At 34.2% G+C, this 24,097-nt stretch carries 22 protein-coding genes; 13 read left to right on the top strand and 9 right to left on the bottom strand.

Annotated features, from left to right (window positions below):
* Positions 1-147: 147 nt before the first annotated feature.
* From ACTNDN_RS13995 to gndA, 3 genes are all read left to right on the top strand, one after another.
* Entirely contained in the window at positions 148-615 is a 468-nt protein-coding gene (locus ACTNDN_RS13995; protein WP_048717790.1) for a chemotaxis protein CheW, read from the top strand.
* A 63-nt stretch (positions 616-678) separates the two neighbouring features.
* The gene (locus tag ACTNDN_RS13990) at positions 679-1,944 is read left to right on the top strand and encodes a DNA polymerase IV (RefSeq protein ID WP_349205120.1); all 1,266 of its coding nucleotides are present in this window, start codon (positions 679-681) and stop codon (positions 1,942-1,944) included.
* A gap of 143 nt (positions 1,945-2,087) precedes the next feature.
* Positions 2,088-3,500: an NADP-dependent phosphogluconate dehydrogenase gene (gene gndA / locus ACTNDN_RS13985; RefSeq protein WP_048717795.1), complete on the top strand. Its 1,413-nt coding sequence runs from the start codon at positions 2,088-2,090 to the stop codon at positions 3,498-3,500.
* Positions 3,501-3,852: 352 nt separating this feature from the next.
* Here the strand turns inward: gndA and ACTNDN_RS13980 are convergent, their stop codons facing one another.
* Positions 3,853-4,962: a metallophosphoesterase gene (locus ACTNDN_RS13980; RefSeq protein WP_349205119.1), complete on the bottom strand. Its 1,110-nt coding sequence runs from the start codon at positions 4,960-4,962 to the stop codon at positions 3,853-3,855.
* A gap of 93 nt (positions 4,963-5,055) precedes the next feature.
* On the bottom strand, positions 5,056-6,528 hold the full coding sequence (gene zwf / locus ACTNDN_RS13975; protein ID WP_031538393.1) for a glucose-6-phosphate dehydrogenase: 1,473 nt from the start codon (positions 6,526-6,528) through the stop codon (positions 5,056-5,058).
* Positions 6,529-6,946: 418 nt separating this feature from the next.
* On the opposite strand from zwf, the gene rnz reads away from it, so the two are divergent.
* A complete protein-coding gene (gene rnz, locus ACTNDN_RS13970; protein WP_349205118.1) occupies positions 6,947-7,861 on the top strand; it encodes a ribonuclease Z in 915 nt (304 codons plus the stop codon).
* A 159-nt stretch (positions 7,862-8,020) separates the two neighbouring features.
* Here rnz and proC read toward each other — a convergent pair whose 3' ends face one another.
* Positions 8,021-8,857, bottom strand: coding sequence for a pyrroline-5-carboxylate reductase (proC, locus tag ACTNDN_RS13965; protein ID WP_349205117.1), 837 nt, complete (start codon positions 8,855-8,857; stop codon positions 8,021-8,023).
* A 412-nt stretch (positions 8,858-9,269) separates the two neighbouring features.
* Here proC and ACTNDN_RS13960 point away from each other — a divergent pair, with 412 nt between their 5' ends.
* The 4 genes from ACTNDN_RS13960 to ACTNDN_RS13945 all read left to right on the top strand — a co-directional run bounded on the left by ACTNDN_RS13960 (position 9,270) and on the right by ACTNDN_RS13945 (position 13,987).
* Positions 9,270-10,379, top strand: coding sequence for a DUF1835 domain-containing protein (locus ACTNDN_RS13960; protein WP_349205116.1), 1,110 nt, complete (start codon positions 9,270-9,272; stop codon positions 10,377-10,379).
* 171 nt (positions 10,380-10,550) lie between these two features.
* Positions 10,551-11,345, top strand: coding sequence for an SDR family NAD(P)-dependent oxidoreductase (locus ACTNDN_RS13955; protein ID WP_349205115.1), 795 nt, complete (start codon positions 10,551-10,553; stop codon positions 11,343-11,345).
* A gap of 209 nt (positions 11,346-11,554) precedes the next feature.
* Positions 11,555-12,067: a peptide-methionine (S)-S-oxide reductase MsrA gene (gene msrA / locus ACTNDN_RS13950; RefSeq protein WP_349205114.1), complete on the top strand. Its 513-nt coding sequence runs from the start codon at positions 11,555-11,557 to the stop codon at positions 12,065-12,067.
* Positions 12,068-12,274: 207 nt separating this feature from the next.
* Positions 12,275-13,987: a methyl-accepting chemotaxis protein gene (locus ACTNDN_RS13945; RefSeq protein WP_349205113.1), complete on the top strand. Its 1,713-nt coding sequence runs from the start codon at positions 12,275-12,277 to the stop codon at positions 13,985-13,987.
* Positions 13,988-14,031: 44 nt separating this feature from the next.
* On the opposite strand, the gene ACTNDN_RS13940 is transcribed toward ACTNDN_RS13945, so the two are convergent.
* Entirely contained in the window at positions 14,032-14,943 is a 912-nt protein-coding gene (locus ACTNDN_RS13940; protein ID WP_031538381.1) for an alpha/beta hydrolase, read from the bottom strand.
* Between the two features lie 262 nt (positions 14,944-15,205).
* Positions 15,206-15,337, bottom strand: coding sequence for a hypothetical protein (locus ACTNDN_RS13935; RefSeq protein ID WP_269320386.1), 132 nt, complete (start codon positions 15,335-15,337; stop codon positions 15,206-15,208).
* A gap of 129 nt (positions 15,338-15,466) precedes the next feature.
* On the opposite strand from ACTNDN_RS13935, the gene ACTNDN_RS13930 reads away from it, so the two are divergent.
* Both ACTNDN_RS13930 and ACTNDN_RS13925 read left to right on the top strand, forming a co-directional pair.
* A complete protein-coding gene (locus ACTNDN_RS13930) occupies positions 15,467-15,913 on the top strand; it encodes an OsmC family protein (protein WP_349205112.1) in 447 nt (148 codons plus the stop codon).
* A 29-nt stretch (positions 15,914-15,942) separates the two neighbouring features.
* The gene (locus ACTNDN_RS13925) at positions 15,943-16,191 is read left to right on the top strand and encodes a YqkE family protein (protein WP_031538377.1); all 249 of its coding nucleotides are present in this window, start codon (positions 15,943-15,945) and stop codon (positions 16,189-16,191) included.
* 49 nt (positions 16,192-16,240) lie between these two features.
* Here the strand turns inward: ACTNDN_RS13925 and ACTNDN_RS13920 are convergent, their stop codons facing one another.
* From ACTNDN_RS13920 to ACTNDN_RS13905, 4 genes are all read right to left on the bottom strand, one after another.
* Entirely contained in the window at positions 16,241-16,567 is a 327-nt protein-coding gene (locus ACTNDN_RS13920) for a hypothetical protein (RefSeq protein ID WP_235252229.1), read from the bottom strand.
* Positions 16,568-16,924: 357 nt separating this feature from the next.
* Entirely contained in the window at positions 16,925-19,222 is a 2,298-nt protein-coding gene (locus tag ACTNDN_RS13915; protein WP_235252797.1) for a transketolase C-terminal domain-containing protein, read from the bottom strand.
* The gene (locus ACTNDN_RS13910) at positions 19,223-20,236 is read right to left on the bottom strand and encodes a 2-oxoacid:acceptor oxidoreductase family protein (protein ID WP_349205111.1); all 1,014 of its coding nucleotides are present in this window, start codon (positions 20,234-20,236) and stop codon (positions 19,223-19,225) included.
* A 283-nt stretch (positions 20,237-20,519) separates the two neighbouring features.
* Positions 20,520-21,467 (bottom strand): substrate-binding domain-containing protein, encoded by a 948-nt coding sequence (locus ACTNDN_RS13905; RefSeq protein ID WP_235249542.1) that lies wholly within the window; start codon positions 21,465-21,467, stop codon positions 20,520-20,522.
* A 185-nt stretch (positions 21,468-21,652) separates the two neighbouring features.
* Between ACTNDN_RS13905 and modA the strand changes: the two genes are divergently transcribed.
* The 3 genes from modA to ACTNDN_RS13890 all read left to right on the top strand — a co-directional run bounded on the left by modA (position 21,653) and on the right by ACTNDN_RS13890 (position 23,890).
* On the top strand, positions 21,653-22,444 hold the full coding sequence (gene modA, locus ACTNDN_RS13900; RefSeq protein ID WP_235249550.1) for a molybdate ABC transporter substrate-binding protein: 792 nt from the start codon (positions 21,653-21,655) through the stop codon (positions 22,442-22,444).
* A gap of 54 nt (positions 22,445-22,498) precedes the next feature.
* The gene (modB, locus tag ACTNDN_RS13895) at positions 22,499-23,173 is read left to right on the top strand and encodes a molybdate ABC transporter permease subunit (protein ID WP_235249559.1); all 675 of its coding nucleotides are present in this window, start codon (positions 22,499-22,501) and stop codon (positions 23,171-23,173) included.
* An 81-nt stretch (positions 23,174-23,254) separates the two neighbouring features.
* Positions 23,255-23,890, top strand: coding sequence for an ATP-binding cassette domain-containing protein (locus ACTNDN_RS13890; protein ID WP_031538366.1), 636 nt, complete (start codon positions 23,255-23,257; stop codon positions 23,888-23,890).
* The last annotated feature ends 207 nt before the right edge of the window (positions 23,891-24,097 follow it).

Here is a 24,097-nt window from a genome sequence, read left to right as displayed (position 1 = left end):
AGGGTGTGTCCTAATTTAGGATTCACTCTTTTTTTTGTATATTTATCGAAACAAATGTTTCTATTTTACTTGCATTTATTTAGAAAACAGAGGAAAATATTTTTATAGGAAAATACTACTGTACATACTAATTTTGGGGGAATATAGATGGAAGAGAAGAAGGTTGTTATTTTTAAAGTTGCTAGCGGCGAATATTCAATAGATGTTTCTTATGTGATATCGATTGAGAAAGAAGAACAAATTACACCTGTTCCTCAATTGCCTTCCTTTGTGAAAGGGATAAGAAAAGTAAGAGACGAGCTCATTCCTGTTATTGATTTACAGATGGTATTATATAATCAAAGGACAGAAGAAAATGAAACAAATAAATTAATTGTAGTGAGAACAGAGGATATTTCTTTTGCCATGATTGTCCATGACGCGAAGGAAATCATTGATATTAAAGAAGAGGTTATTAAAGAGGTGGGAATCTCTGCATATCAGAAAACAGAATATATAACAGGAGTTCTTAATTTAGAAAAACGTTTGGTTTTGATGTTGGACCCTACTATTTTGATTGAAACATTAGATGGGGTAAGAGAAATTAAAGACTATATGAAAAATCAGCCTGCTTAATTTCTTCCAGAAGAATAAATGTATTAATTAATCTATAATGATCAAAAGAATGGTGAAGGTAAGATGAAAGAATTTTATCCAAAAAAGGGACGAGTTATACTACATGTAGATATGAACAGTTTTTATGCATCTGTAGAAATGGCCTATAATCCACAGTTAAAGGGGAAACCACTGGCAATTGCAGGGAATGAAAAAGAGCGCAGAGGTATAATCGTCACTTGTAGCTATGAAGCAAGAAAATTCGGAGTAAAAACAACCATGCCTTTATGGGAAGCAAAAAAGAAATGCCCGGATTTAATCGTTTTACCTCCAAATTTTGATCGTTATCGAACGGCATCCCTTGCCATGTTTCAAATTCTCCATGAATTTTCGGATATCGTTGAGCCAGTTTCCATCGACGAAGGCTATGTTGATATTACGAATTGTCATGAGTTAGGAACCCCGATTTACATTGCAAAAACAATCCAGAAACGAATTTATGAACGCTTAGATTTACCATGCAGTATTGGGATTGCTCCAAATAAATTTCTCGCCAAAACGGCATCTGATCTAAAAAAACCGATGGGTATCACCATTTTAAGAAAGCGGGACATTCCACAAATCCTTTGGCCAATGGAAGTAGAAGAAATGCATGGTATAGGAAAAAAAACAGGGGAAAAACTAAGGGCAATTGGTATCCAAACCATTCAAGATTTGGCGATGGCTCAATCCATTCCACTAAAAGCAACCATAGGCATTAATGGTATTCGCTTAAAGGAAAGAGCCAATGGAGAAGATAACCGGGCAGTCGATCCGGAAGCAGCTAATGAATTTAAAAGCATTGGGAATTCTACTACTTTGCCTCGTGATGTAAAGAATCAACAAGAATTATTTCAAGTTTTGGAAACACTAGCAAATAAAGTTGCTACGCGTATGAAAAGAAAACATGTGCATGCTAATCATGTTACTGTCACGATTCGTTACGGAAACCGTAAAAATTATTCCAAAAGCAAAAAATTAGCAAATCCAATTAAAACAGAAGAAGAGATACATCAATTAAGCAAAGAGATTTTTATTTCAGCATGGGATGGAAATCCAGTCCGCTTACTCGGAATAACAGCAGGAGATTTAATAGACAATAATATTGTAGTAAAACAACTGGATCTCTTTTCTTTTGAAAAGGACGCAGAAAAAGAACCCCTCTGGACTGCTATTGATAAGCTAAAAGAAAAATATGGCTCATCCATAATCGAACCAGCATCTGAAAGAAATAATATTTCAAAAAAGGAAGAAAATATCGGTACACTGACTAGCTTCAATAAAGATTTTCTACAAGGAAAGAAATTTTAGTACGGTTATTTTCAATAAAAAATTTTTTTTGAAATAAACCGGAAAAGTAGTTGCATTTTAGTTGCATAACTTAAAAAATCTTGCTAAAGTTAAGTGAATTCTACTATAAAGGATACATAGTTTAGAAGGGACGTTAGGAAAAAATGACAAAACAGCAATTTGGTGTAATCGGTTTAGCGGTCATGGGTAAAAACCTTGCGATGAACATCGAAAGCAGAGGATATACTGTTTCCGTTTTCAACCGTTCAAAAGAAAAAACAGAAGAAATGCTTAAAGAATCAGAAGGCAAGAATATTGTTGGAACATATACGTTAGAAGAATTTGTACAATCTTTAGAAGTTCCACGTAAAATTATGTTAATGGTAAAAGCAGGTCCAGCTACAGATGCTACAATCGAGCAATTAAAACCTTTATTAGATAAAGGGGATATTGTTATCGATGGTGGTAACACATTCTTTAAAGATACACAAAGACGTAACAAAGAATTAAGTGAACTTGGTATTCACTTTATTGGTACAGGCGTTTCTGGTGGAGAAGAAGGCGCTTTAAAAGGTCCTTCTATCATGCCTGGTGGTCAAAAAGAAGCATATGAATTAGTTGCTCCTATTTTCCGTGATATCTCTGCAAAAGTTAATGATGAGCCTTGTACTACTTATATCGGTCCAGATGGTGCTGGCCATTATGTTAAAATGGTCCACAACGGTATAGAGTATGGAGATATGCAATTAATCTGTGAAGCATACTTTATCATGAAGCATGTTCTAGGATTAGAAGCGCAAGAACTTCATGAAGTATTTGCAGAATGGAATAAAGGCGAGCTTGATAGCTACCTAATCGAAATTACTGCAGACATCTTCACTAAAATAGATGAAGAAACAGGTAAGCCTTTAGTAGATCTAATTTTAGATACTGCTGGTCAAAAAGGAACTGGTAAATGGACAAGCCAAAGTGCCCTAGATTTAGGTGTTCCACTTCCAATGATTACAGAATCTGTATTTGCTCGTTTTATTTCAGCAATGAAAGACGAACGTGTAAAAGCAAGTAAAGTACTTACAGGTCCAGAAATCAAACCATTTACAGGCGATAAAGCAGCATATATCGAATCTGTTCGTAAAGCACTTTACTTAAGTAAGATTGTTTCATATGCACAAGGTTTTGCACAAATGAGAGAAGCATCTGACGAATACGATTGGAACTTAAACTATGGAGAAATCGCTATGATTTTCCGTGGTGGTTGTATTATTCGTGCTCAATTCTTACAAAAAATTAAAGATGCATATGACCGTGATCCAGAATTGAAAAACCTATTATTGGATCCATACTTCAGTGAAATCACTGAAAACTATCAAGCAGCATTACGTGAAGTAATTTCTGGTGCTGTCTTAAACGGTATTCCTGTACCAAGCTTTGCAGCAGCATTATCATACTTTGATAGCTACCGTACAGCAACTTTACCAGCAAACTTATTACAAGCGCAACGTGACTATTTCGGTGCACACACATATGAGCGTCTTGATAAAGAAGGAATTTTCCATACAAACTGGATGGAAAAATAAGAAATATGTTAAAACACATCACACTTTTAATTGTGGTGTGTTTTTTTTGTTGGGATTAAATAAACTGAATGATATATCAACGGTGAAGATGCATAAATTATGGGAATGATAAAAGGGGGTATAGCGGAAGTTGAGGGTATAGTGGCATTTATCAAGGGAATGAAAACCAAAAGACGAGCTGGAAAGAGAAAAGTGTGTTCATCAAGCGTATCATCAAATAGAAATTTTCCGCACCCAATCATTTCTTCTACCTACTTAAATTAAAAAATACTATAAAAAATATGCTGCTATATTTTTTCAGCAGCATATACAAGAGTGTTTATTTTTTCAAAATAATAATAGTTAACTCGTTTTAAGTAAATTTAATTTCAATAGAAACGATCTCTGATCTACTGCCAATTCTAATTGGTGGTCCCCAGAATCCAAAGCCGGAGGAAACAATGGCATGAAGTTGCTTCTTTTGTTTGTATCCCCAATCTAATTCAAATACTCTTCTAGTTATAAGATGATTTGGTGCCATTTGTCCTCTGTGTGTATGTCCTGATAAAATGACGTCAATTCCATCATTCATGGCAGCTTCAAGCTCATCTGGCTGGTGATCCATCATGATGATTGGAAGGCGGTTGCTCTCATTTTCTAATAGTGCAGGAATGGAAAGCCTATCTTTATCTGTTTTATCTTTTCTACCAATTAGACGAATAGTTTCGTCGATTGTGATTTTTTCATCCATTAAGATGTGAATGCCAATGCGGTTCATTTCTTTAATAAACGTAGGTATCATTTTTCCATAATACTCGTGATTGCCTAATACACCATAAATACCTAATGGAGCATGTAATTGCTTTAATTGCTCTCCCATCTTCTTTTTCATAAAAGGAATTGGGTCGTCATCAATGATATCGCCAGGTAATAATATTAAATCAGGCTGTAGGCTGTTTATTTGCGTTACTAGCCGATTTAAATGACTTTTCCCAGATAAAGTGCCAAAGTGCATATCAGAAGCCATAGCGATGCGTAGAGTGTCTCTTTTTGCTTGTTTTTTTTCTACAGTAAGTTTATATGTTCTAATAATTGGCGAATAAGCATTATATGTTCCAAAAACAAGTAAAAATAAGAGTAAGGATGCAGTGATAGTACCTATGATTATGGTCGCATCCATCGGATCCATCAACATCTTTAAGATAAACCAGCTAATATTGGCTAGGGGAAAAAGGATTAGTCCATATTCAAAAATAGCTAGCCAATAGGCACCCATTATTTTAAAGATCGTAATTGATTTAAGGAAGTGACTAATAAAATACGCATAGGAAAAAAGGATAATAGCTCCAATATAGAAAGCTGGGTAGGGTGTCAGTTGAAAGGATTTAAGCCATACATAACCATTCCAGCCAATGTAATAAACAAGTAAATTATATATGAGAAATACTAGCAAAATAGTAAAGGCAAATTTTATTTTTTTCATCAGGAGCTCCTATTATTCCATTTTTGATAAGCAAAAAAACGTGAATTCAAATGAGGATTCACGTTTTTTAAAAGTTTCTAGAAAAAGTTTTACTTAGCAAACATCTACTTCAAATTGATTGACCGGCCACCAGAAGAAGCCATCTTTTTCTAATAACTCATCTGCCTCTTTTGGTCCCATTGTCCCTGATGCATAATTTGGGAATTGAGTAGAAGGAGTTTGTTCCCACGCTTGTGAAATTTTATCTACGTAGCTCCAAGATAACGCAACTTCATCCCAATGGGTAAAGTTTGTAGCATCACCGTGAAGGCTGTCATCAATTAGTTTCTCATAGGCTTCTGGTGTATTTATTCCTGCAATTCCTGTATTTGCATAGCTCAGTTTAATAGGTGTTGCTTCCATGTTTTGTCCTGCTTTTTTAGCATTTAAATGCAAAGTGATTCCTTCTTCTGGTTGAATATGAATGACAAGAAGGTTTGGTGTGATCTCTTGATCAGGTCGATTATATAGATTCATTGGGATATCTTTAAATTGAACAACAATCTTTGTTGATTTGCTTTCTAATCTTTTTCCTGTACGGATATAGAATGGAACGCCAGCCCAACGGAAGTTATCGATCATTACTTTACCAGCTACAAAAGTTTCAGTATTGGAATTAGGATCAACCATTTGTTCTTCACGGTAGCTTGGTACTTCTAAATCTTCTACTAATCCTTTGCCGTATTGTCCTCTTACAAAGTATTTGTCCATTTCCTCTACTTCAATTGGACGCATTGCACGGAAAACTTTTACTTTCTCTGAGCGAATTTCATCTGGAGTAAGTTTAATTGGCGGTTCCATTGCAAGAAGGGCAACCATCTGTAGCATATGGTTTTGAACCATATCACGAAGTGCGCCACTTGTTTCATAATATCTACCACGTTCTTCCACTCCAAGTACTTCACTTGAGGTTACTTGAATATTGCTGATATAACGGTTGTTCCACAGGTTTTCAAAAATCGCATTAGAAAAACGAATCGTTTCAATATTTTGAACCATTGCTTTTCCTAAGTAATGGTCAATTCGATATACTTCATCTTCAGAAAAAGCAGTACGGATTTGCTCATTCAGTTCTTTAGCGGATTCTAAGTCATGTCCAAATGGTTTTTCAATGATTAAACGTTTATATCCTTTTACATCCGTTAATCCATCCTGATTTAAATGAATCGCAATTGGTCCGAAGAATTCTGGTGCCATTGCTAAATAAAATACACGATTGCCGTTTAAGCTATATTTGACATCTAATTCATCTGCGATGTTTTTTAGCTCCGCATAAGAGCTTGAATCTGTAACATCATGAGAATGATAGCAGAAATAAGAAGCGAATGTCTCTAAGTCATCATTTTTAGAACCCGCAATGGCTTCAGACACAGAGTTAACAACATTTTGTTTGAACTGTTCTTGTGTTAACGTTCTTCTTCCTACACCTACCACGGCGAAATTTGCTAATTTACCTTTTTTATACAATCGATAAAGAGATGGGAAAAGCTTTCTATTGGCTAAATCTCCTGTAGCTCCGAAGATCATAATAAGTGCATTTGATGTTTGTTTTTCATTCACTTTCTTGTACCTCATTTCATTTATATATGTATGAAAATTTTTAAATTGCTGCTTTACAAAAGTACATTTTTCTTAAAATAAGACATGTACCTATACAGTTATAAAATTTTATCTTTTTCTGAAGGATAAGGCAACAGATTTGTTTGTAATTTTTGCAAATATTTTTACTATTTGTATTTTCAGCAGAAATTTTTCATTCATCCAACATGATATTACAATAGATTAGCAAAAGTTACTAGTTAAAAGATTTAGGAATTTGGATATTCCATCAGCTGTAAAGTATACTTAAGGCAACTATTCTGATTTAGTATTTAATGATACGGTTTTATTTATACAGCAGGATTAGGTACAACGAAGAAAAATGAAAGGGGATTATCGAGTAAATATGAAATTGCAATTTTTAGGAACGGGTGCAGGGATTCCGGCTAAATCGAGAAATGTTACAGCAATTGCTTTAAAGCTTTTAGAAGAAAAGGGTAGTATTTGGCTATTTGATTGTGGAGAAGCAACACAGCATCAAATTTTACATACAAGTATAAAACCAAGAAGAGTGGAGAAGGTGTTTATTACCCATTTACATGGAGATCACATCTATGGATTGCCAGGCTTTCTTTCGAGTAGATCTTTTCAAGGGGGAGAAACACCATTGACAGTATATGGACCAAAAGGAATTAGGGACTATATACAAACCAGTCTTGCTGTTAGTCAGACATACTTAAAATATGAGCTACGAGTCGTGGAGATAGAAGAAGGCGTAATCTTTGAAGACGATGATTTTATGGTAGAAGCAAAAATATTAGAGCATGGTGTAACAAGCTTTGGCTATCGTGTAATCGAAAAGGATCGCCCAGGAAAGTTAGATACCGTCAAATTATTGGAATATGGGATAAAACCAGGACCTATTTATAAAAAAATTAAAGATGGAGAAGACCTCAAGCTTGATGATGGTACAGTCATAAGCAGTCAAACTTTTCTTGGGCCGAATATTAAAGGAAGAATTATTACTATTTTAGGGGATACAAGAACGTGTAATGCTGCAGAAGTATTAGCTAAAGAAGCAAAAATATTGGTTCATGAAGCAACATTTTCTGAAAAAGAAGCTTCTATTGCCACCGAATATTATCATTCCACAACTGTACAAGCTGCCGAAACAGCGAAAAGGGCTAATGTTGATTGTCTGCTATTAACCCATATTAGTGCAAGATATGACCAATCGTTAACTATACAGCTATTGAGAGAAGCAAGAGGCATATTTCCTAATACATATATTGCAGAAGATTTTTCAGAGTTTGATATTTAGAAGAAAAAAGGCTGTTGTCACATTGAAGCCAACAGCCTTTGGTATTGTATGAATACATTAGAGTGATAGTCACTATTTATCCCACTGTGTCTTAAACACCAGTAATAAGATTTAAGCATATGAAATGCACAAAAATAGGTGGGAAATGGTTACTTTCCTTTATTTAGGAAGCTTCAAATCGTCCGTAAGTGCTTTTCCCATTCGTTTCGATTGGGCAGTTGCTTCTTGAATACATGTAATAAAGGCTTTTTGCACATCAAATTCCTCTAGTATTCTTATTCCTGCTTCCGTTGTTCCTCCAGGACTTGTCACATTTTTACGGAGCTCTAGAGGCGTTTTAGATGATTTTGCGATCATTTCAGCAGCACCAAGTAATGTTTGTATAATTAATGCATTAGCTACATCACGATCTAGCCCGATTGTAAGACCACCTTTCTCCATTGCTTCTACTAAGTAATAGATATATGCGGGACCGCTTCCTGAGAGCCCAGTTATTGCATCTAATTGTTCTTCCTCCACAAATGTAACGAAGCCAACAGTCTCAAACATCTCATGGACGAATTGTTTTTGCTCGTCTACCACAAAGGAGTTGAAGGAAATTCCAGTAGCAGATTTGCCAACTGTTGCCGATGTGTTTGGCATCGCTCGGGCAATTGGAACTTCTGTGCCGATTAATCGTTGTAGGCTGTCCATACTAACACCAGCGAGAACAGAAATTAGAAGGGTTTTTTCCGAGAGATAATCCTTCCATTGAGCAATTGCCTCCTTTACATCTTTCGGTTTCATTGCGAGAATGATGACATCTGCTTCTGGAATGATTTTTTCTAAGTTGAAGGAGTAATGAATGCCATAACGCTCCTGTAATTCAGTAAGTCTTTTGACATTCCCACGATTTGTGACAGTAATAGCGGTTGGTTCGATTATTTTGCTTGAAACTATTCCGGAAATTAATGCTTCGCTCATGGAACCAGCTCCAATGATAGCAAGATTGTTCATTTTCTTTCCTCCTTTTTATAATAATTACAGTTACTATGAAACAAGAAAAACCTCTCATCCAAAAGAAAGGACGAAAGGTTTTTTCCGTGGTACCACCTTAGTTTCCATATAAACAGCAAATGTGCATGTTTATACAACTCTTCACCGGTATCGACGGATTACGTTTGGGTTTGCCCAACTACTCCTAAGTAGGTGTAACGAAATGGACATTGATGTAGTTTTTCAGCCTTAGGAACTTCACTCTCTTGCAAGCCATTACCATCTACTATTCTTAATCATCGCATTCATTTTATAAATTTATTTGATTATGCAAGATGGAGGGCTTGTCTGTCAATAGAAAATTTGTGTAGTAGGAAAATTAGCTACAAAAATGTATAATTTAACTAAGTAAATTTAAATAAGGAGATTGCTAATGAAGAGTAGAACAAACGGTTCTTATGTATATTTTTTGATAGATGATCATCTCATTTATAGTTACAAAATCGAGTCACATACATATATTACTTTACATGACTTAAAGACCACAAACCATTCTGCTCTATATGAAATTAACAATAAACAAGCGTTTCAAGATTTTGAACATGAAAGTAGCGAAGCAGTTGTAGGTACTGGATTATTTTTAGATGAAGAGAGTTTAAAAGAATTAGTTACTCCTATTAATAAAGTAATCAAAAAACAAAAGAAGAGAGAGACAGTGAAAGAGAAGAAAGCGATTCATTTAGTTGCCTCACAACATATTGCAAGTAGATTAACTATGGACCTTAATGAGAATATCGAAGTAATTGGCTTAGATGCAGCCTTTATGTATGGTCCAATTCGTCAACTTGATGAGCATTATGGCCAAAGAGAACGGTCTGAATGGATTTTTGAAAACATAAATCGGGAATTTGAGGACGAAAATCCATACATGATTGCACTAGCTAATAAAATAAATAGTTTAGATGAAATCAATGACGAAAGACCCGTCTATATCTGGTGTGGGAATAATATCGAAGAACAGTTAGCATTAAGATTTTTTATCTTTATGTTGGAAAAAAAAACTAATTCCATTTCCATTATCAACACATCGGAAGCCCTTGAAAAAATAGCACCAACTGAAAAGTTAGTGGTAAATACTGCAGAAATAAAAAGCGGGATATTACAATCTATATTTGAACATATTGATAGCAGTTATGTTATTACAACAAATCAAAAAAAAAGATTTGGAATGGAGTGGCTATCAATAACAAACGCTGATGAGCTTTTAAGAATATGGGAAAATCAAGAGATTATACCGGTAAATCTGGGTTATTATGATCAAACAATTTTGAAAGTATGGAAAAGAATGTATGCGAAGGAAAGAATAGAATACATAATGGCTAGTCAGCTTATTTGGAAAACGATAGAGGAAGAGAATCTTTACATCGATCCTGACTTTCTTGAATATCGGATTCGCCACCTTGTATATGCAGGCGTGTTTGAGATGAAAGGTATCCCTAAGAATATGAGACGCTATTTTGTTTGTTTGAAAAAAGAAGCGTAAAGAGCTAGGTTGTTATTTTTTATTTTCTATGCAAATATAGTTATGAAAATTTCTCTTATCAAGAACGTGAAGATCAAGGACTAAATATAGACTATAATATTTTAACATAGTATTTGCTATTAAAAATAGTGCGCAGCATTTTTTCTATATGTTTGCGCTTTTTTGAGGTGAATGATGAAGGTATTAAAAGGAAAGAACATTGTCATTACAGGTGCTTCATCTGGCATAGGAGCGAAAATTGCTTTAAAAGTAGCTAGCTTGGGAGCTCGTCCCATTCTTCTTGCTCGATCAGAAGATAAGCTTGCTTCTATTTGCGAGAAAATAAATAATCAATTTCCCGTTAAAGCTATTTATTTTTCTTTAGATGTTAGCAATACGAACCAAGTAAAAGAAGTATTTGCGAAAATATATCAAGAGGTCGATTTTATTCATGTCTTGCTGAATAACGCAGGTTTTGGCATATTTGATATGGTGCATGAAGCCACTATGACGGATATTGATCATATGTTTCAAGTGAATGTGATGGGGGTTATAGCTTGTACAAAAGAAGTTTTGCCTTCTATGTTAGAAAAAAACAGTGGGCATATCATCAATGTCGCATCACAGGCAGGTAAATTAGCCACACCTAAATCGAGTGCCTATGCTGCGACAAAGCACGCTGTTTTAGGTTTTACAAATAGTTTAAGAATGGAAGTTTCTCCATTCCATATCAAAATTTCTGCTGTAAATCCAGGACCAATCGAAACGGCCTTTTTTACTACTGCAGACAAATCTGGAAACTATGTCAAAAATGTTCAAAAGTATATGCTATCGTCCGAAAAAGTAGCAGATAAAGTAACAAAATTAATCATTCACCCAAAACGTGAATTGAATCTTCCTGTTTGGATGAACTGGGGAAGTGTGTTATATAATTTATTTCCAGGGATTGCTGATAAGTTAGTGGGTGGTATCTTGAATAAAAAATAAACACACTAAAAATAAGGTGAATCTGTAACATAACCATAAACAACATCTTGAACTATATCATAAAGCTTGATAATGTTCCTTAATACAATAAAATAGTATCTTTCTCCAAAGTATTATATACTAATTTTAATCGAATAGGAGAGTTATAGATAATTTTCTTAAAATAATATGTTGAATAATTAATTGCAGCAGCTAGGGAGATGGGAATTATGGAAAAAGCAATGTTTGCAGGTGGATGTTTCTGGTGTATGGTATCTCCATTTGAAGAACAGCCAGGGATTGGAGGAATTGTTTCTGGCTATAGTGGGGGACATGTGGAAAATCCAACATATGAACAAGTTAAAACAGGAACAACTGGTCATTTTGAAGTCGTGGAAATTACATTTGATCCAGACTTATTCCCATATGAGCAGTTATTAGAATTGTATTGGCAACAAATTGATCCGACAGATCCAGATGGGCAATTTCATGATCGTGGACCTCAATATCGGTCAGCCATTTTTTATCATAATGATAAACAAAAAGAACTTGCTGAGAAATCGAAACAAGCAATGGCCGAAAGTGGAAAATTTAAGAAGCCAATTGTTACATTAATAGAACCAGCTGCGACATTCTATCCAGCTGAAGCCTATCATCAGGATTATCATAAGAAAAATAAGACGCATTATAAAGAAGATAGAGAAAAGTCTGGAAGAGATGTGTTTATTAAAGAGCATTGGTAAAAAGATAAAAGCGAATTTTGCTAAGCAAGCTATCTTTAATGATAGAATGTAGCAAAATTTGCTTTTTTGTATCTATTTAAGTTTTTTTACTATATTTTTTCCTGAAAGTTTCGTTATTCGAAATTTTTTTTGTTTTTTTAGGCTAAAGTATTGTCGATGTATGTCGATATGATAAAGGGATTAAATTAGTGAAATGAGGTAGCTTCAATGAGATTTTTACAAAATATTAATATTTCAAAAAAAATAATGATTATCATTATGTTTAGTGCAATAGCATTAATCTTAATCGGACTATTTGGGATATATGGCATGAAGGAAATGTCCAAAAACACTCAAAAGATGTATGAAGAAAAACTATTACCTAATACATATATTACAAAAATACAAAAATATCGATATACAAGCGATAGCTACATTATCGAGTTAATGATTACAGAAGATGAGAAGAAAAATCAGGAATTGTTAGAAGCAATAAAAAAGAATACGGAGGAGTCCGACAAGTATATTAAAAAACTTGATTCGATAAAACTATCAGAGGAAGAGGCAAAGGCATATAAGATATTTAAAGATGTTTCTGCTGGCTTTGATCAACTACAAGATCAGGTTATTTCTTTATCAATCAACAATTATAATGATTCAGCGTATAGTTTATATACTAAAAATTTACGAACTAAAACAAATGTTATCAATGAACAATTGGATGAACTTCAAAAAGCAAATGAGGAAAAAGCAGAACAGATATCCAATGAAAATAACAAGTATTATACGACAATGATCTATTTATCTTGGGGAGTTATAATTATAGCTGTAGTACTAGCTGTATTATTTGGTCTCTATATTTCTGCTATGATTGTCAACCCAATTAAACGTCTAAAAACTTTAATGGAAAGAGGAGGACAAGGAGATTTCTCAGAAAGGTCGAGTTATAAAGGGAAAGATGAAGTAGGTTCTCTATCTGATAGTTATAATAGGATGGCTGATGGAATGAAGGGCCTTATTGAAATGTTATCGGAAACATCCCATCATCTTGCTTCATCTTCTGAACAATTGAGTTCTAGTTCAGAAGAAAGTAGCAAAGCAAGTGAACATATTTCTGAAACGATTCAGGAGCTTGCCGAAGGTTCTGAAACACAAATGAGATTGATGGAATCAAGCTCAGCCGATATTCGTAATGTAAATGAAACGACTGGACTTATAACAGTACGTGCAAAAAAAGTGGCAGAAACAGCAGAGCAAACAGCAGAAGTATCGCTTGAGGGTGCGAAACGTATTTCAGAAGTAACGACACAAATGAAATCCATTAATAATAATGTGGTGACGCTTGCCGAATCAATAGCTACATTAGAATCTAGAATAAATCAAATATCCGATATTACAATGGTAATATCGGATATTTCTTCCCAAACCAATTTACTAGCATTAAATGCAGCAATCGAGGCAGCAAGAGCTGGCGAACAAGGAAAAGGTTTTGCAGTTGTTGCAGATGAAGTAAGGAAATTAGCAGAACAAACTGCTGGTTCTGCAGAGCAAATTACCAGCCTTATTAGTCAGATTCAAACTGATTCTAAGAATACTTCTTTATCGATGACAACTGCTGCAAATGATGTAGATACAGGATTAACAATTGTTCAAGATGCAGGAGAATCATTCCATAGAATCGAACAATCTGTGCAAGAACTAGTTATATTAGTAGAGGAAGTAAGTCAATCGCTTGATCAATTAAAAGAACATACTAATACGATTAATGGTTCGATTTTGGAAGTGAATTCAATGGCAAGTGAAGCAGCAGCTAGTACAGAAAACGTATCTTCAGCTACTGAAGAACAAGTAGCATCGATGCAGGAAATAGCAGCATCTTCGACTTCATTAGCACAACTCGCAACCGATCTACAGGATAAGATAAAACAATTTAAGATATAATAAGAAAGAGGAGACATGCTAAAGAAAAGCATATCTCCTTTTCTTTAATCACTTTTTACATATTCCGTTAAAAAGTCATCAATCGCTTTCTCATAGGCTTCTTTGTTCTCATTATAGCTTTGAGCATGAAATCCATTTACTGCGAAAAATAATTTTTTGGGACCCTGTTTTTTATCAAAAAGTTTTTGAGTCATTTCTGGCAGAATAAAATCATCTTTTTGACTATGGATAAATAACATTGGGCTTTTAATCTTATCAATAACGGAAATAGGAGAGATATCCTTTATGGAATATCGAGCCCTTGCTCGCAGAAATAAATTAGCAATGGGGATGAAGACTTTCCCAGGCAGTTTTATCTCCTGTTTAATTAGATAATTTAGCTGTTCGGTAAAATCCGAAAATGGACAATCTGCTATATAAAAGTCAGCGCCATCCTCAATTCCTCCAGCATAAAGAATCATCGTTGCAGCACCCATCGATTCCCCATGGATGCCTAAAATAATATCTTTTCCTTTTTCTCTTTTTACCCAGTCTACAATTTGTTTTAAATCAAATTTTTCATAATAACCGAAGCTTGTATTTTTTCCGCCAGATTCTCCGTGTCTACGATGGTCATAGATGATTCCATTAAAACCTCTTTCTAAAAATAAGTTCATGTATTTAATCGAACTCGTTTTATTTTCCGTTACTCCATGTGAGATGATGATATATTTCTTCGTATCATAAGGTTCCACTAGAATAGCTTTTAACTCATAGCCATAAGGAGAAGGAATTGTAATTTCTTGTTTAGTTAAATTTTCAAAAGAAACTGGATCATATCTGCCAGCTTCTTTCTCTCTTTTTAAAATAAAAGCATCATCCTTTTTCTTCATATACATTAATCGATTAGAACAATATACTCCAATGGATGTAATAAACAATAAGACAGAAAATAGATAACGAAACAGCTTTCTCAAACCGATTCCTCCAGTTAGTACAGAAATTTAGCAGAAACTAATTTGAGTGTATCACTTCTTCCAAGAGAAACAAAATAGACATTCGCTTCAATTATAAAAAAATAGACAAAGAATAGTGGCGCCTATGATAAAAAATCTTATGCAGAAATGATCAAATGGTTACATGATGGAACTAAAAGGGCGGAAGTTTATATATAGGAGGTAAGAAATAAAGAAAATCCTACACCCTCTTTAGGAATAGTAGAAGGTGTAAGATAAGTAGCTACTGTTTGGAGTTTTGTCTATTTGTCGGATGAATGGCTTTTTCCAAATCTTCTGCTGCGATTGTTTGTTTGACAGTATCTGCATTTGGTTTCCCAGCTTGGCTATACCCTTTTTCTCGTTTTTGACCCATTACTATCCCTCCTAAATGAATATAGTGATACTAGCAAGACTATTTGTGCTGTATCCAATTCTCTAATATAACTTGAGTAAAAAAATATGTTATTATACATACAGCATAGTAAAAAAGAAGGGTTGAATTATGGCAGAACATCATTTTTATTTAAAAGCAGATTGGCCAGGCTATCGTAATGATGTCGGTACAATTGAAAGTGGAAATTTAAAAACAAAAATATCGATTCCTAAAGAAATGGATGGTCCTGGTGTCGGTACAAATCCAGATGAAATGCTACTTGGTGCTGCAGCAACTTGCTTTATTATTACACTTGCAGCAATGATGGAAAGAAGTCGACTTGAAAAGGAAAGCTTAACATTAGAATCAGAGGCAGTGGTGGATGTGACAAACGGTGTATTCACTTATCAAAAAATTATTCATCGCCCGAAGATAATACTAAAAAAAGAGGCTACTGAAAGAGACATGAAGCTTGCAGCAAAACTTGCACAAAAAGCAGAAGAAAGCTGTATGATTACTAGAGCAATCAAAGGGAATGTGGAAGTCAAGCTAGATGAAACCATTGAGCTTGCATAGTAAAGAACAGATAGTTGGAGGATAAACGTATGGCAAAAAAGCGGAAAAATATCCAAAAAGAAAAACAACAAGATAAGCCTGTTACATTAGGTGATCTTCTGAATGATCAATTAGCAACTCAACTCAAAAATAAAAAACAAGAGCTTAAAGAACAAGAAGAGGCTAAGCTAAAAGCAGAAGAAGAAAGAAAACGGGAAGAACGAAGACAAAGAGAGAAAAATAAAAGCTTTGAAGAATTGTTAAATGAAAACTCCATGAACTGGAAAGATTTTAAATAGGAATTAAAAGGATACCTTGCTTTAGCTAATGGTATCCTTTCCTTATATCTTAAAAGCTATTTTTTTCATATCCCATGACTTTGGTGAAATCTGTTTCTTTTATAAGTTTATTTTCTGGTAAAAGTAATGCCTGAAATTCCCTAAATAATGCCTGAATCTCCACATTCTCATTGATAATAGCAATGTTCTTATGATAGTCTTCCTCACTAGAATAGGTTGTCATCTCCATCCATTTTGTTGGATCATCGTGACTTTGTAAGTAGGTTGTTTCTGTGTCCAGATAGTTTTTATAAATTTTACATGCTTTTTCTTGAATACGAAAATATTCATCCATTTTATCCTCTTGTATATGGAATTCATATACTTTTACATACATACTCTCTCTCCTTTTCCAATGTTATCGATTGTCTTGTATATATATTATCATGAATATAAATAATAATTATTGCTTAATCACTCTTCTTCAGTAGAACTTCTAGAAAAAAGATAATGCTTTTAAAAAAGTAATAGAGGAATTAACAAAAACGCAGCTACCAGAGTCAGAAATATTGGGTCTCGAATAAAGTATAGTAGTATAAATGGAAGGAACATAAAGTGATTAGGAAAGAATTCCATTGTTAAAACTATAAAAATAATGATCGAATAGTGGATAATTAATCACAAAAAAAGAAACATTAAAGGGATTGAATCTCCTCATTAATGTTTCTCTTATTTATTTACAAGTCTTATTTATTTAAAGTAACGGATGTTCATGCTTCATTTTTAATTTTGTCCATCTTTTTTCTACTTCTTGGTCAAAATCTTTTAGCATTTCTGTATTTTCATCTTTTAATAAATGCTTGGTTTTCCCCATATATTTCAACCACTCTGTTAAAGGAATTTTTTTATTTTTTTCTTCTGGGTTATAAGTAATGGTTGTTATACCATTTTCCACTTCATATAGTGGAAAGAAACATGATTGGACGGCTGCTTCCACTATTTTAGATCCGAATTTGTCATCTGTTTTCCAATTTAATGGACAATTAACAAGGATCTTCCCATAGACAGTACCAACATTTTGCGCATACCATTGTGCTTTTGCTCCTTTTTTTATTAAATCCAATGGAAAGGCTTCAGCTCCTGTAAATACATATGGAATATTTGTAGCAGCCATAATTTGCGCGGTATCTTTATGATGAAATCCTTTACCCTTTTGAGTACGTCCTATATTACTTGTACTAGTCATATGACCAATTGGAGTAGAATAAGACATTTGTGAACCAGTATTCATATAGCCTTCATTGTCGTATTCTAACATAATTAAATGATGATTTCTTAAAGCTGTTCCAATGGCTGACCCCATGCCAATATCCATTCCGCCATCACCAGTGACCATCACAAAAGTTGTATTATCAGCAATCTCTATTTCTCCTCTTTTTTGTAATTCCAAAAAGGCTTCTAATGTCCCCGATAATGTAGCAGGTCCGTTTTGAAATAAGTTATGCATCATTGTTTGCTTATGAGAAGTATGGGGGTAAGCTGTTGTCACTACATAAGCACAGCCAGTTTGGAATAATACAACAATATCTCCTTCAATGCCTTTAAAAAAGAGTTCAAGACCAGATAAAATTCCACAGCCAGGACAAGCCCCATGACCTGGAGCAAAACGTTTTGGTTTTGCAGTAAGGGTACGAAGGGGAGGAACTTTAACTTTTATAGTTTGTGTTTCTTCATCTTGGTTAACTTCAATTGATCCAGTATTAAAGTCGTCTTCTCCAAATTGTGGTTCCATCAATGGTTGTAATTTTTTATCTACCTCCCCTGGATAATGTCCATAATAATCAAACGTTTTAACAGTTTTCGATTGATTCATCGCTTCAATGGCGAAATTAAATAAATTTTCTGCATCATCTGCATAAAAATCTTTTCCGCCTAATCCAAAAACACGACTTAATACAATGGTTTTATTAGATTTATCTTCCTGCAAAGCGGATTTTACTTCATGTGTAATATTTGGACCATGTCCACCGTAAGAATCAGCACGTTCCCCAACTAACAGTGCCTTTACATTTCTTAAAGCTTTTCTAATTTCTTCTGCAGGAAAAGGACGAATTAGATTTGGACTAATTACCCCAGCTTTTATCCCTTTTTCACGTAATTGATCTACCACATCTTTAGCTGTTTCAGCGGCAGAATTCAGTAGGAACAATGCAACATCTGCATCATCCATTCTATATAGGTCTAACAGGGGATAGTGTCTCCCGGCAATTTTTTCGAATTCTTTTGAAACCTCTATAAAAACATCTTTTGCTCGGTAGATTGCTTCCGATTGTTGGAAGTGGTTGTTTAATAAATCATCACCATTCATGTGTGCGCCAATGGTAACTGGCTGCTTTGGATTTCGAATAGCTGGATATTCTGTTGGGCAAGGACCAACAAAACGTTGGACAACTTCTTTATCTTGAAAATAATGGACTTTTCTTTTTTGATGAGAGGTAAAAAAGCCATCATAAGCTACAATTACAGGTAATCGAACTTTTGAATGCTCGGCAATTTTTAAGGCCAAAATATTCATATCATAAACAGCTTGAGGCGTTCTTGCTGTTAAAATGACCCAACCTGTATTTAGAGCAAAATATAAATCTGAATGATCGCCTCTAATATCGAGAGGACCGCTTATCGCACGGGTAACAAGATTTAATACCATCGGAAATCTTGTGCCAGATTGGACAGGAAGTTGTTCAAGCATATACATAAAGCCATTGGCACTAGTGGCATTAATTACGCGGGCACCTGTTGCAGCTGCTCCGTAACATATTCCTGCAGATCCATGTTCTCCATCAGCTGGGATTAATTGTATGTCGTGTTCGCCCCTTGTTTTCATTTGATCTAAATATTGTGCAACCTCTGTAGATGGGGTTATAGGGAAATAGCCCATTATATGATAATTTATTTGCGCAGCAGCCATGGCAGCCATTTCATTTCCAGATTCGAATGTGGTTATTTGAACTGGTCTATTTTTGATTAACAGATCATTTTCTAATATAGACATTTAGGAAATCCCTCCTGAAATATACGGAAAATTTTGGGATACTTTGTTATCATGCGTGAATCCTTGTTTCTCTTGGATTGTACTCAGTGCACTTGTTGGACATGCTTCAATACATTTTAGGCACCCCTTACAATATTGATAATCTATTCCTTGTAATGTCATTATTTGCTTCCCACGCTTATTTACTCTTTTGTCCCATACAAAGCAGAGGTCTGGACAGACAGTATCACAAGAAGCACAATTAATACAACTTTCTTTGTCGAATTTTGGAATATAACCTTGGCGAGAGCCGCCTAAATCCTTTTCCATACTATTTCCTTGTGTCGTTAGGACACCGCCGATAGTTTGGGTCGCAAATCCTAATGATGAGAGAGGGCGAGAGAAAGTATTTTGATGAGTATCTTGAGGTGTTTCATATTTTTTAAATACAACTTCTTCATAGCCTCGGTCAAATGTTCTAATATTTGCTTCTACTAATTGAGGATATTTTTTCTCGAATGTCCTTTTAATAACATTCCTAATAGCTTCTGGGTCTAGAAAATCACATATGCGAAATAGAGCACCAAGCATTGCAGTGTTCACTCTTGTCTTTTCTTTAACCGCAATTTTAAGTGCATCAACGATAGCTAATGTACCGTGCTGAAGGTTTAAATCTCTTTTTACTTCGTCAAAAACTCTGGCAGAATTAACTAAAATAATTCCATCTGACTTTAGGCCACTTGATACATTTACGGTTTTATATAAGGCTTCATGAAACACGCCAATAACATGTGGCTCTTCAATAGGACTGTGGGCGCGGATATCTGTGGTGGCATCACAGAAACGAATGAAACTCTTTACAGGAGATCCTTTTTTTTCAGAACCATAGGAAGAAAAGTTAGACCCGTTTAATCCTAAGCCTAGAACACCAGCTTCTGCTAACATTTTGCCAGCCAAGTTTGCACCAAGACCTCCGATGGATTCTAACCGAATTTCATAGAAACCTAGTTCATTTTTTGTTGGTAATATAGACATTTTACTCCCCCTCTTTAGAAGTTAAATCAACAGATTGTCTATTCTTATAGTAGTATGAAAATTTAGAATTTTTAGTATAAACAATCAATATATCTATTTTAAGGGAAATTCAAAATTATAACTGTGTCAATTTTCGTAACTTTTTAGACGGTTTTAAATAAAAGTAGCACTTATTTATAAAAATATTCTCTTTCTGTCTATAATTCTACAAATCTATTTATACAGAAAAGTACCAAAACAAACTTAACGCTCTAGGAAAATAAGGAAGGCTCGTTTAATTCATTTATTGAGAATAAATAATCTTTCCCGTTTCAGAAATATCATACCCACCAGCTGAAAGTTCATTTTTTAGTTCCTTTGTTTTAAGTAATTCAACTACTAATTGAATAAGCTGCTCGTTTGCTGATGACCTTAAAATCACCAAATCGTAGTTTTCTTTTACAAGTGGTAAAAAATCAATTCCAGATGGATAATTGATTTTTTCCATTCCAATTCCAAAATCAGCCTTATTCTGTGCAATTCCGACTGCTACGCTAAAATGACTTGTAGCAACTTCTTCATAGCCATAAATAGATTGGATTGTAATATTATTCATTCTTAAATGTTCATCTAACAATGTTCTAGCACCTGATCCAATTTCGCGATTCAGTAATTTAATGTCAGAACGTTGTATATCTTGCCAACTAATAATTTTTTTTGGATTTCCATGTTTTACATAAAATCCAGCCCATCTGTTTATAAAACGAATAACAATAAAAGAATGACTTACTAATAGCTTTTTTAAATAGGGCAGATTGAAAGTGGAAGTTTCCCCATCAAATAAGTGAACACTGGCGATATCTACCTCCCCATTATACTGGCTAATGATTCCATTTAAACTGCTTGCGTATGAACGGAGAGGGCGGAAATAGTCTACGCTGTTATCCAAATGTCTTGAGAGTATATCTAAAGAAGGGTCTTGTCCACTAATTATGATGGACCGAATATTGGTAAAAGGATCATGAAAGTGATTGGGAGAAAGGATAGGCAATCTAGATGATTCATTTGTTGTGGGTTGTTTTTCTTTTGCATTCCATTTAAATTTCTCTAAGTCGGCTTCATCTACTCTCATTTGTCTGCCAACTCTATATGCAGCTAACTTCCCTTTTTTTATCAAGTCATAGACAGTTAGCTTTGAAACTTTGAGAATATCTGCAATTTCCTCCGTAGTATAAGATTTTTTGTGACTCATTTGTGAACACCTCGATTTTATTATTAGAATTTTCTGTATTTTATATTTACTAAGGTATTATTTATTCCTATAATCGTTATAACTAATTATAACTATTTATAACTAAATAGAATTAATTTCCTAGTTTCTTCTATTATATATAATACCTAGTTATAGTTAGATAAAAATAGAGTAGGAGGATCAAGATGAAAAATCAAGTTTGTATTTTTTTAGCCATTCTTATTTTGTTTATGTTACCAGGATGTAGCAACGATAAGGAGGCATCAGTTCAAAAGGAAAAGAAAGATGCAGTGGAACTATCGATTGCTGCTGCTGCAAGTTTAAAAGAAGCAGTGGGAGAATTACAAGATGCTTTTAAAAAAGAATACCCCCAAGTAACCATTACTGTCAATTTTGGTAGTTCTGGTCAATTAGCACAGCAAATACAACAAGGTGTGCCAGTTGATATTTTTTTATCTGCTGATCAAAAATGGATGAATATGCTAGAAGATGAGAATTTAATTGTAAAAGAAACGAGAAAGGATTTTACAGGCAATAAAATAGTTTTGATAGGAGAAAAAGATAGTGATAAAGATTTCTTAACTTTTGAAAATTTAAAAGGGGATGAAATGGGACAAATTGCTATAGGAGATCCAGATAGTGTACCTGCTGGAACATATACGAAAGAAGTTCTAGAAAATCTGGGTAAATGGGAAGAGCTTAAAAATAAATTTGTTTACGGAAGTGATGTAACACAAGTATTAACCTATGTTGAATCAGGAAATACAGATATTGGATTTGTGTATTCATCTGACGCACTTATTTCAGAGAAGGTACAAGTTTTAGCAGAAGCAGATTCCTCTTTGCATACACCGATTATTTATCCTGCCGCAGTATTAACTGACTCCACAACACAAGACACAGCAAACAAATTTATCGAGTTTCTACTTTCAGAACAGGCACAAACCATTTTAGCTGAATACGGATTTATTAAATAAATTTAATAAGCGAAAGGAGAAAGTTCTCTAGTATTCGAGGGAGAATATAAAAAGATGGATTATACACCCTTATTCTTATCGTTAAAAGTAGCTTCCATTGCCACAATTATTGTTTTTATTTTAGGTACTTTTGGTGCAAGAGCAATTGCTAGAGAAGATTTTTTGGGGAAAAGTGTGTTAGAAGCAATTATATTGTTACCACTAGTTTTGCCACCAACCGTTGTTGGGTTTGCCCTGTTATACCTTTTTGGGAAAAATGGTATATTCGGGAAATTATTATTTGAGTCGACTAATATACAAATTGTATTCACATTGTTCGGAGCAATCCTTGCAGCGATTGTCGTTGCTTTCCCACTTATGTATCAAAGTGCTTCTGCTGCCTTCCAAAATTATGACAAAAATATTGAAAATGCTGCAGTAATCATGGGAGCAAGTAAGTTTAAAGTATTTTGGACCATTTCGTTTCCACTAGCCTGGCCAGGATTATTAGCAGGGGTTGTTCTCACATTTGCTAGATCACTTGGTGAGTTTGGTGCGACATTAATGATTGCTGGCTTTATTCCAGGTAGAACAAATACAATTCCAGTTGAAATCTACTTCGCTGTACAAGCTGGGAATACTTCTACAGCATCTTTTTGGGTGGTAATTTTAATTGTATTGGGTTTAGTTGCGAATATCTGGTTGAATTGGTGGAGCAAAAGAAATTTATTAAAATATAAAACAGATTAATAATCAAAGACTTTCATTTACAAAGATTAAGAGGTAATCAATTTAGGTAGAAATATTCCAAAAATAAAACAGGTGATATTAATGCTTATGTTAAACATGAAGAAGCAATTACAACATTTCACGATTCAGTTGCAATTTGAATCCAAAGATGACATTTTAATCCTTTTTGGTCCTTCTGGATCTGGTAAAACAACCGTTCTGAATTGTATTGCTGGATTAGATGTACCTGATGATGGGTTGATAAAATTTAACGAGCAGACTTTTTTTGAAAAAAATCGAGGAGTAATGCCGATTCAAAAAAGAAAACTAGGTTATTTATTTCAAGATTTTGCCCTTTTTCCCCATATGACCGTTGAAAAAAATATCACCTATGCAATGAAAAGTCAGTCGTTAGTAGATCATCTTGTCCAAGTAATTGGGATAGAACATTTGCTGAAAAAGTATCCAAGACAAATTTCAGGTGGGGAAAAACAACGAGTGGCTTTAGCCAGAGCCTTATCAACAGAACCACAATTATTATTGCTTGATGAACCATTTTCTAGTTTGGATCAATTTACGAAAAATGTTTGCTATGAAGAATTGAAAAGACTTCATCAGCTATGGAAAATCCCGATAATTATGGTTACACATGATTATGAGGAGGCAAAGATTTTAGGCAATCGCATTTTGTATATGAAGTATGGAAAATTGCAGGAAATGGAGTATTTAAATCAATAAAGTTAGAAAGAGGGATTTTGCTCATGAAAGCAAAATCCCTCTTTCAAATAAATTAGGAATTAAGAACTATTTTTTCTGGATATTTGTGTGAATGTTACAAAATTATGAATAAAAATGCAATTTGTAATCGATTGCAAGAAAAAACCCTGTAAAATAATCTGACAATTATATTGAATTTTGAATTTACAGAAAATAATATCTTAGGTA

It is taken from the genome of Niallia sp. HCP3S3_B10 (assembly GCF_052064465.1).
Classification (GTDB): Bacteria; Bacillota; Bacilli; order Bacillales; family Cytobacillaceae; genus Niallia; species Niallia hominis.
Note: the sequence above shows the minus strand (reverse complement) of the source record. Positions and strands in the feature narration are given on the sequence as shown.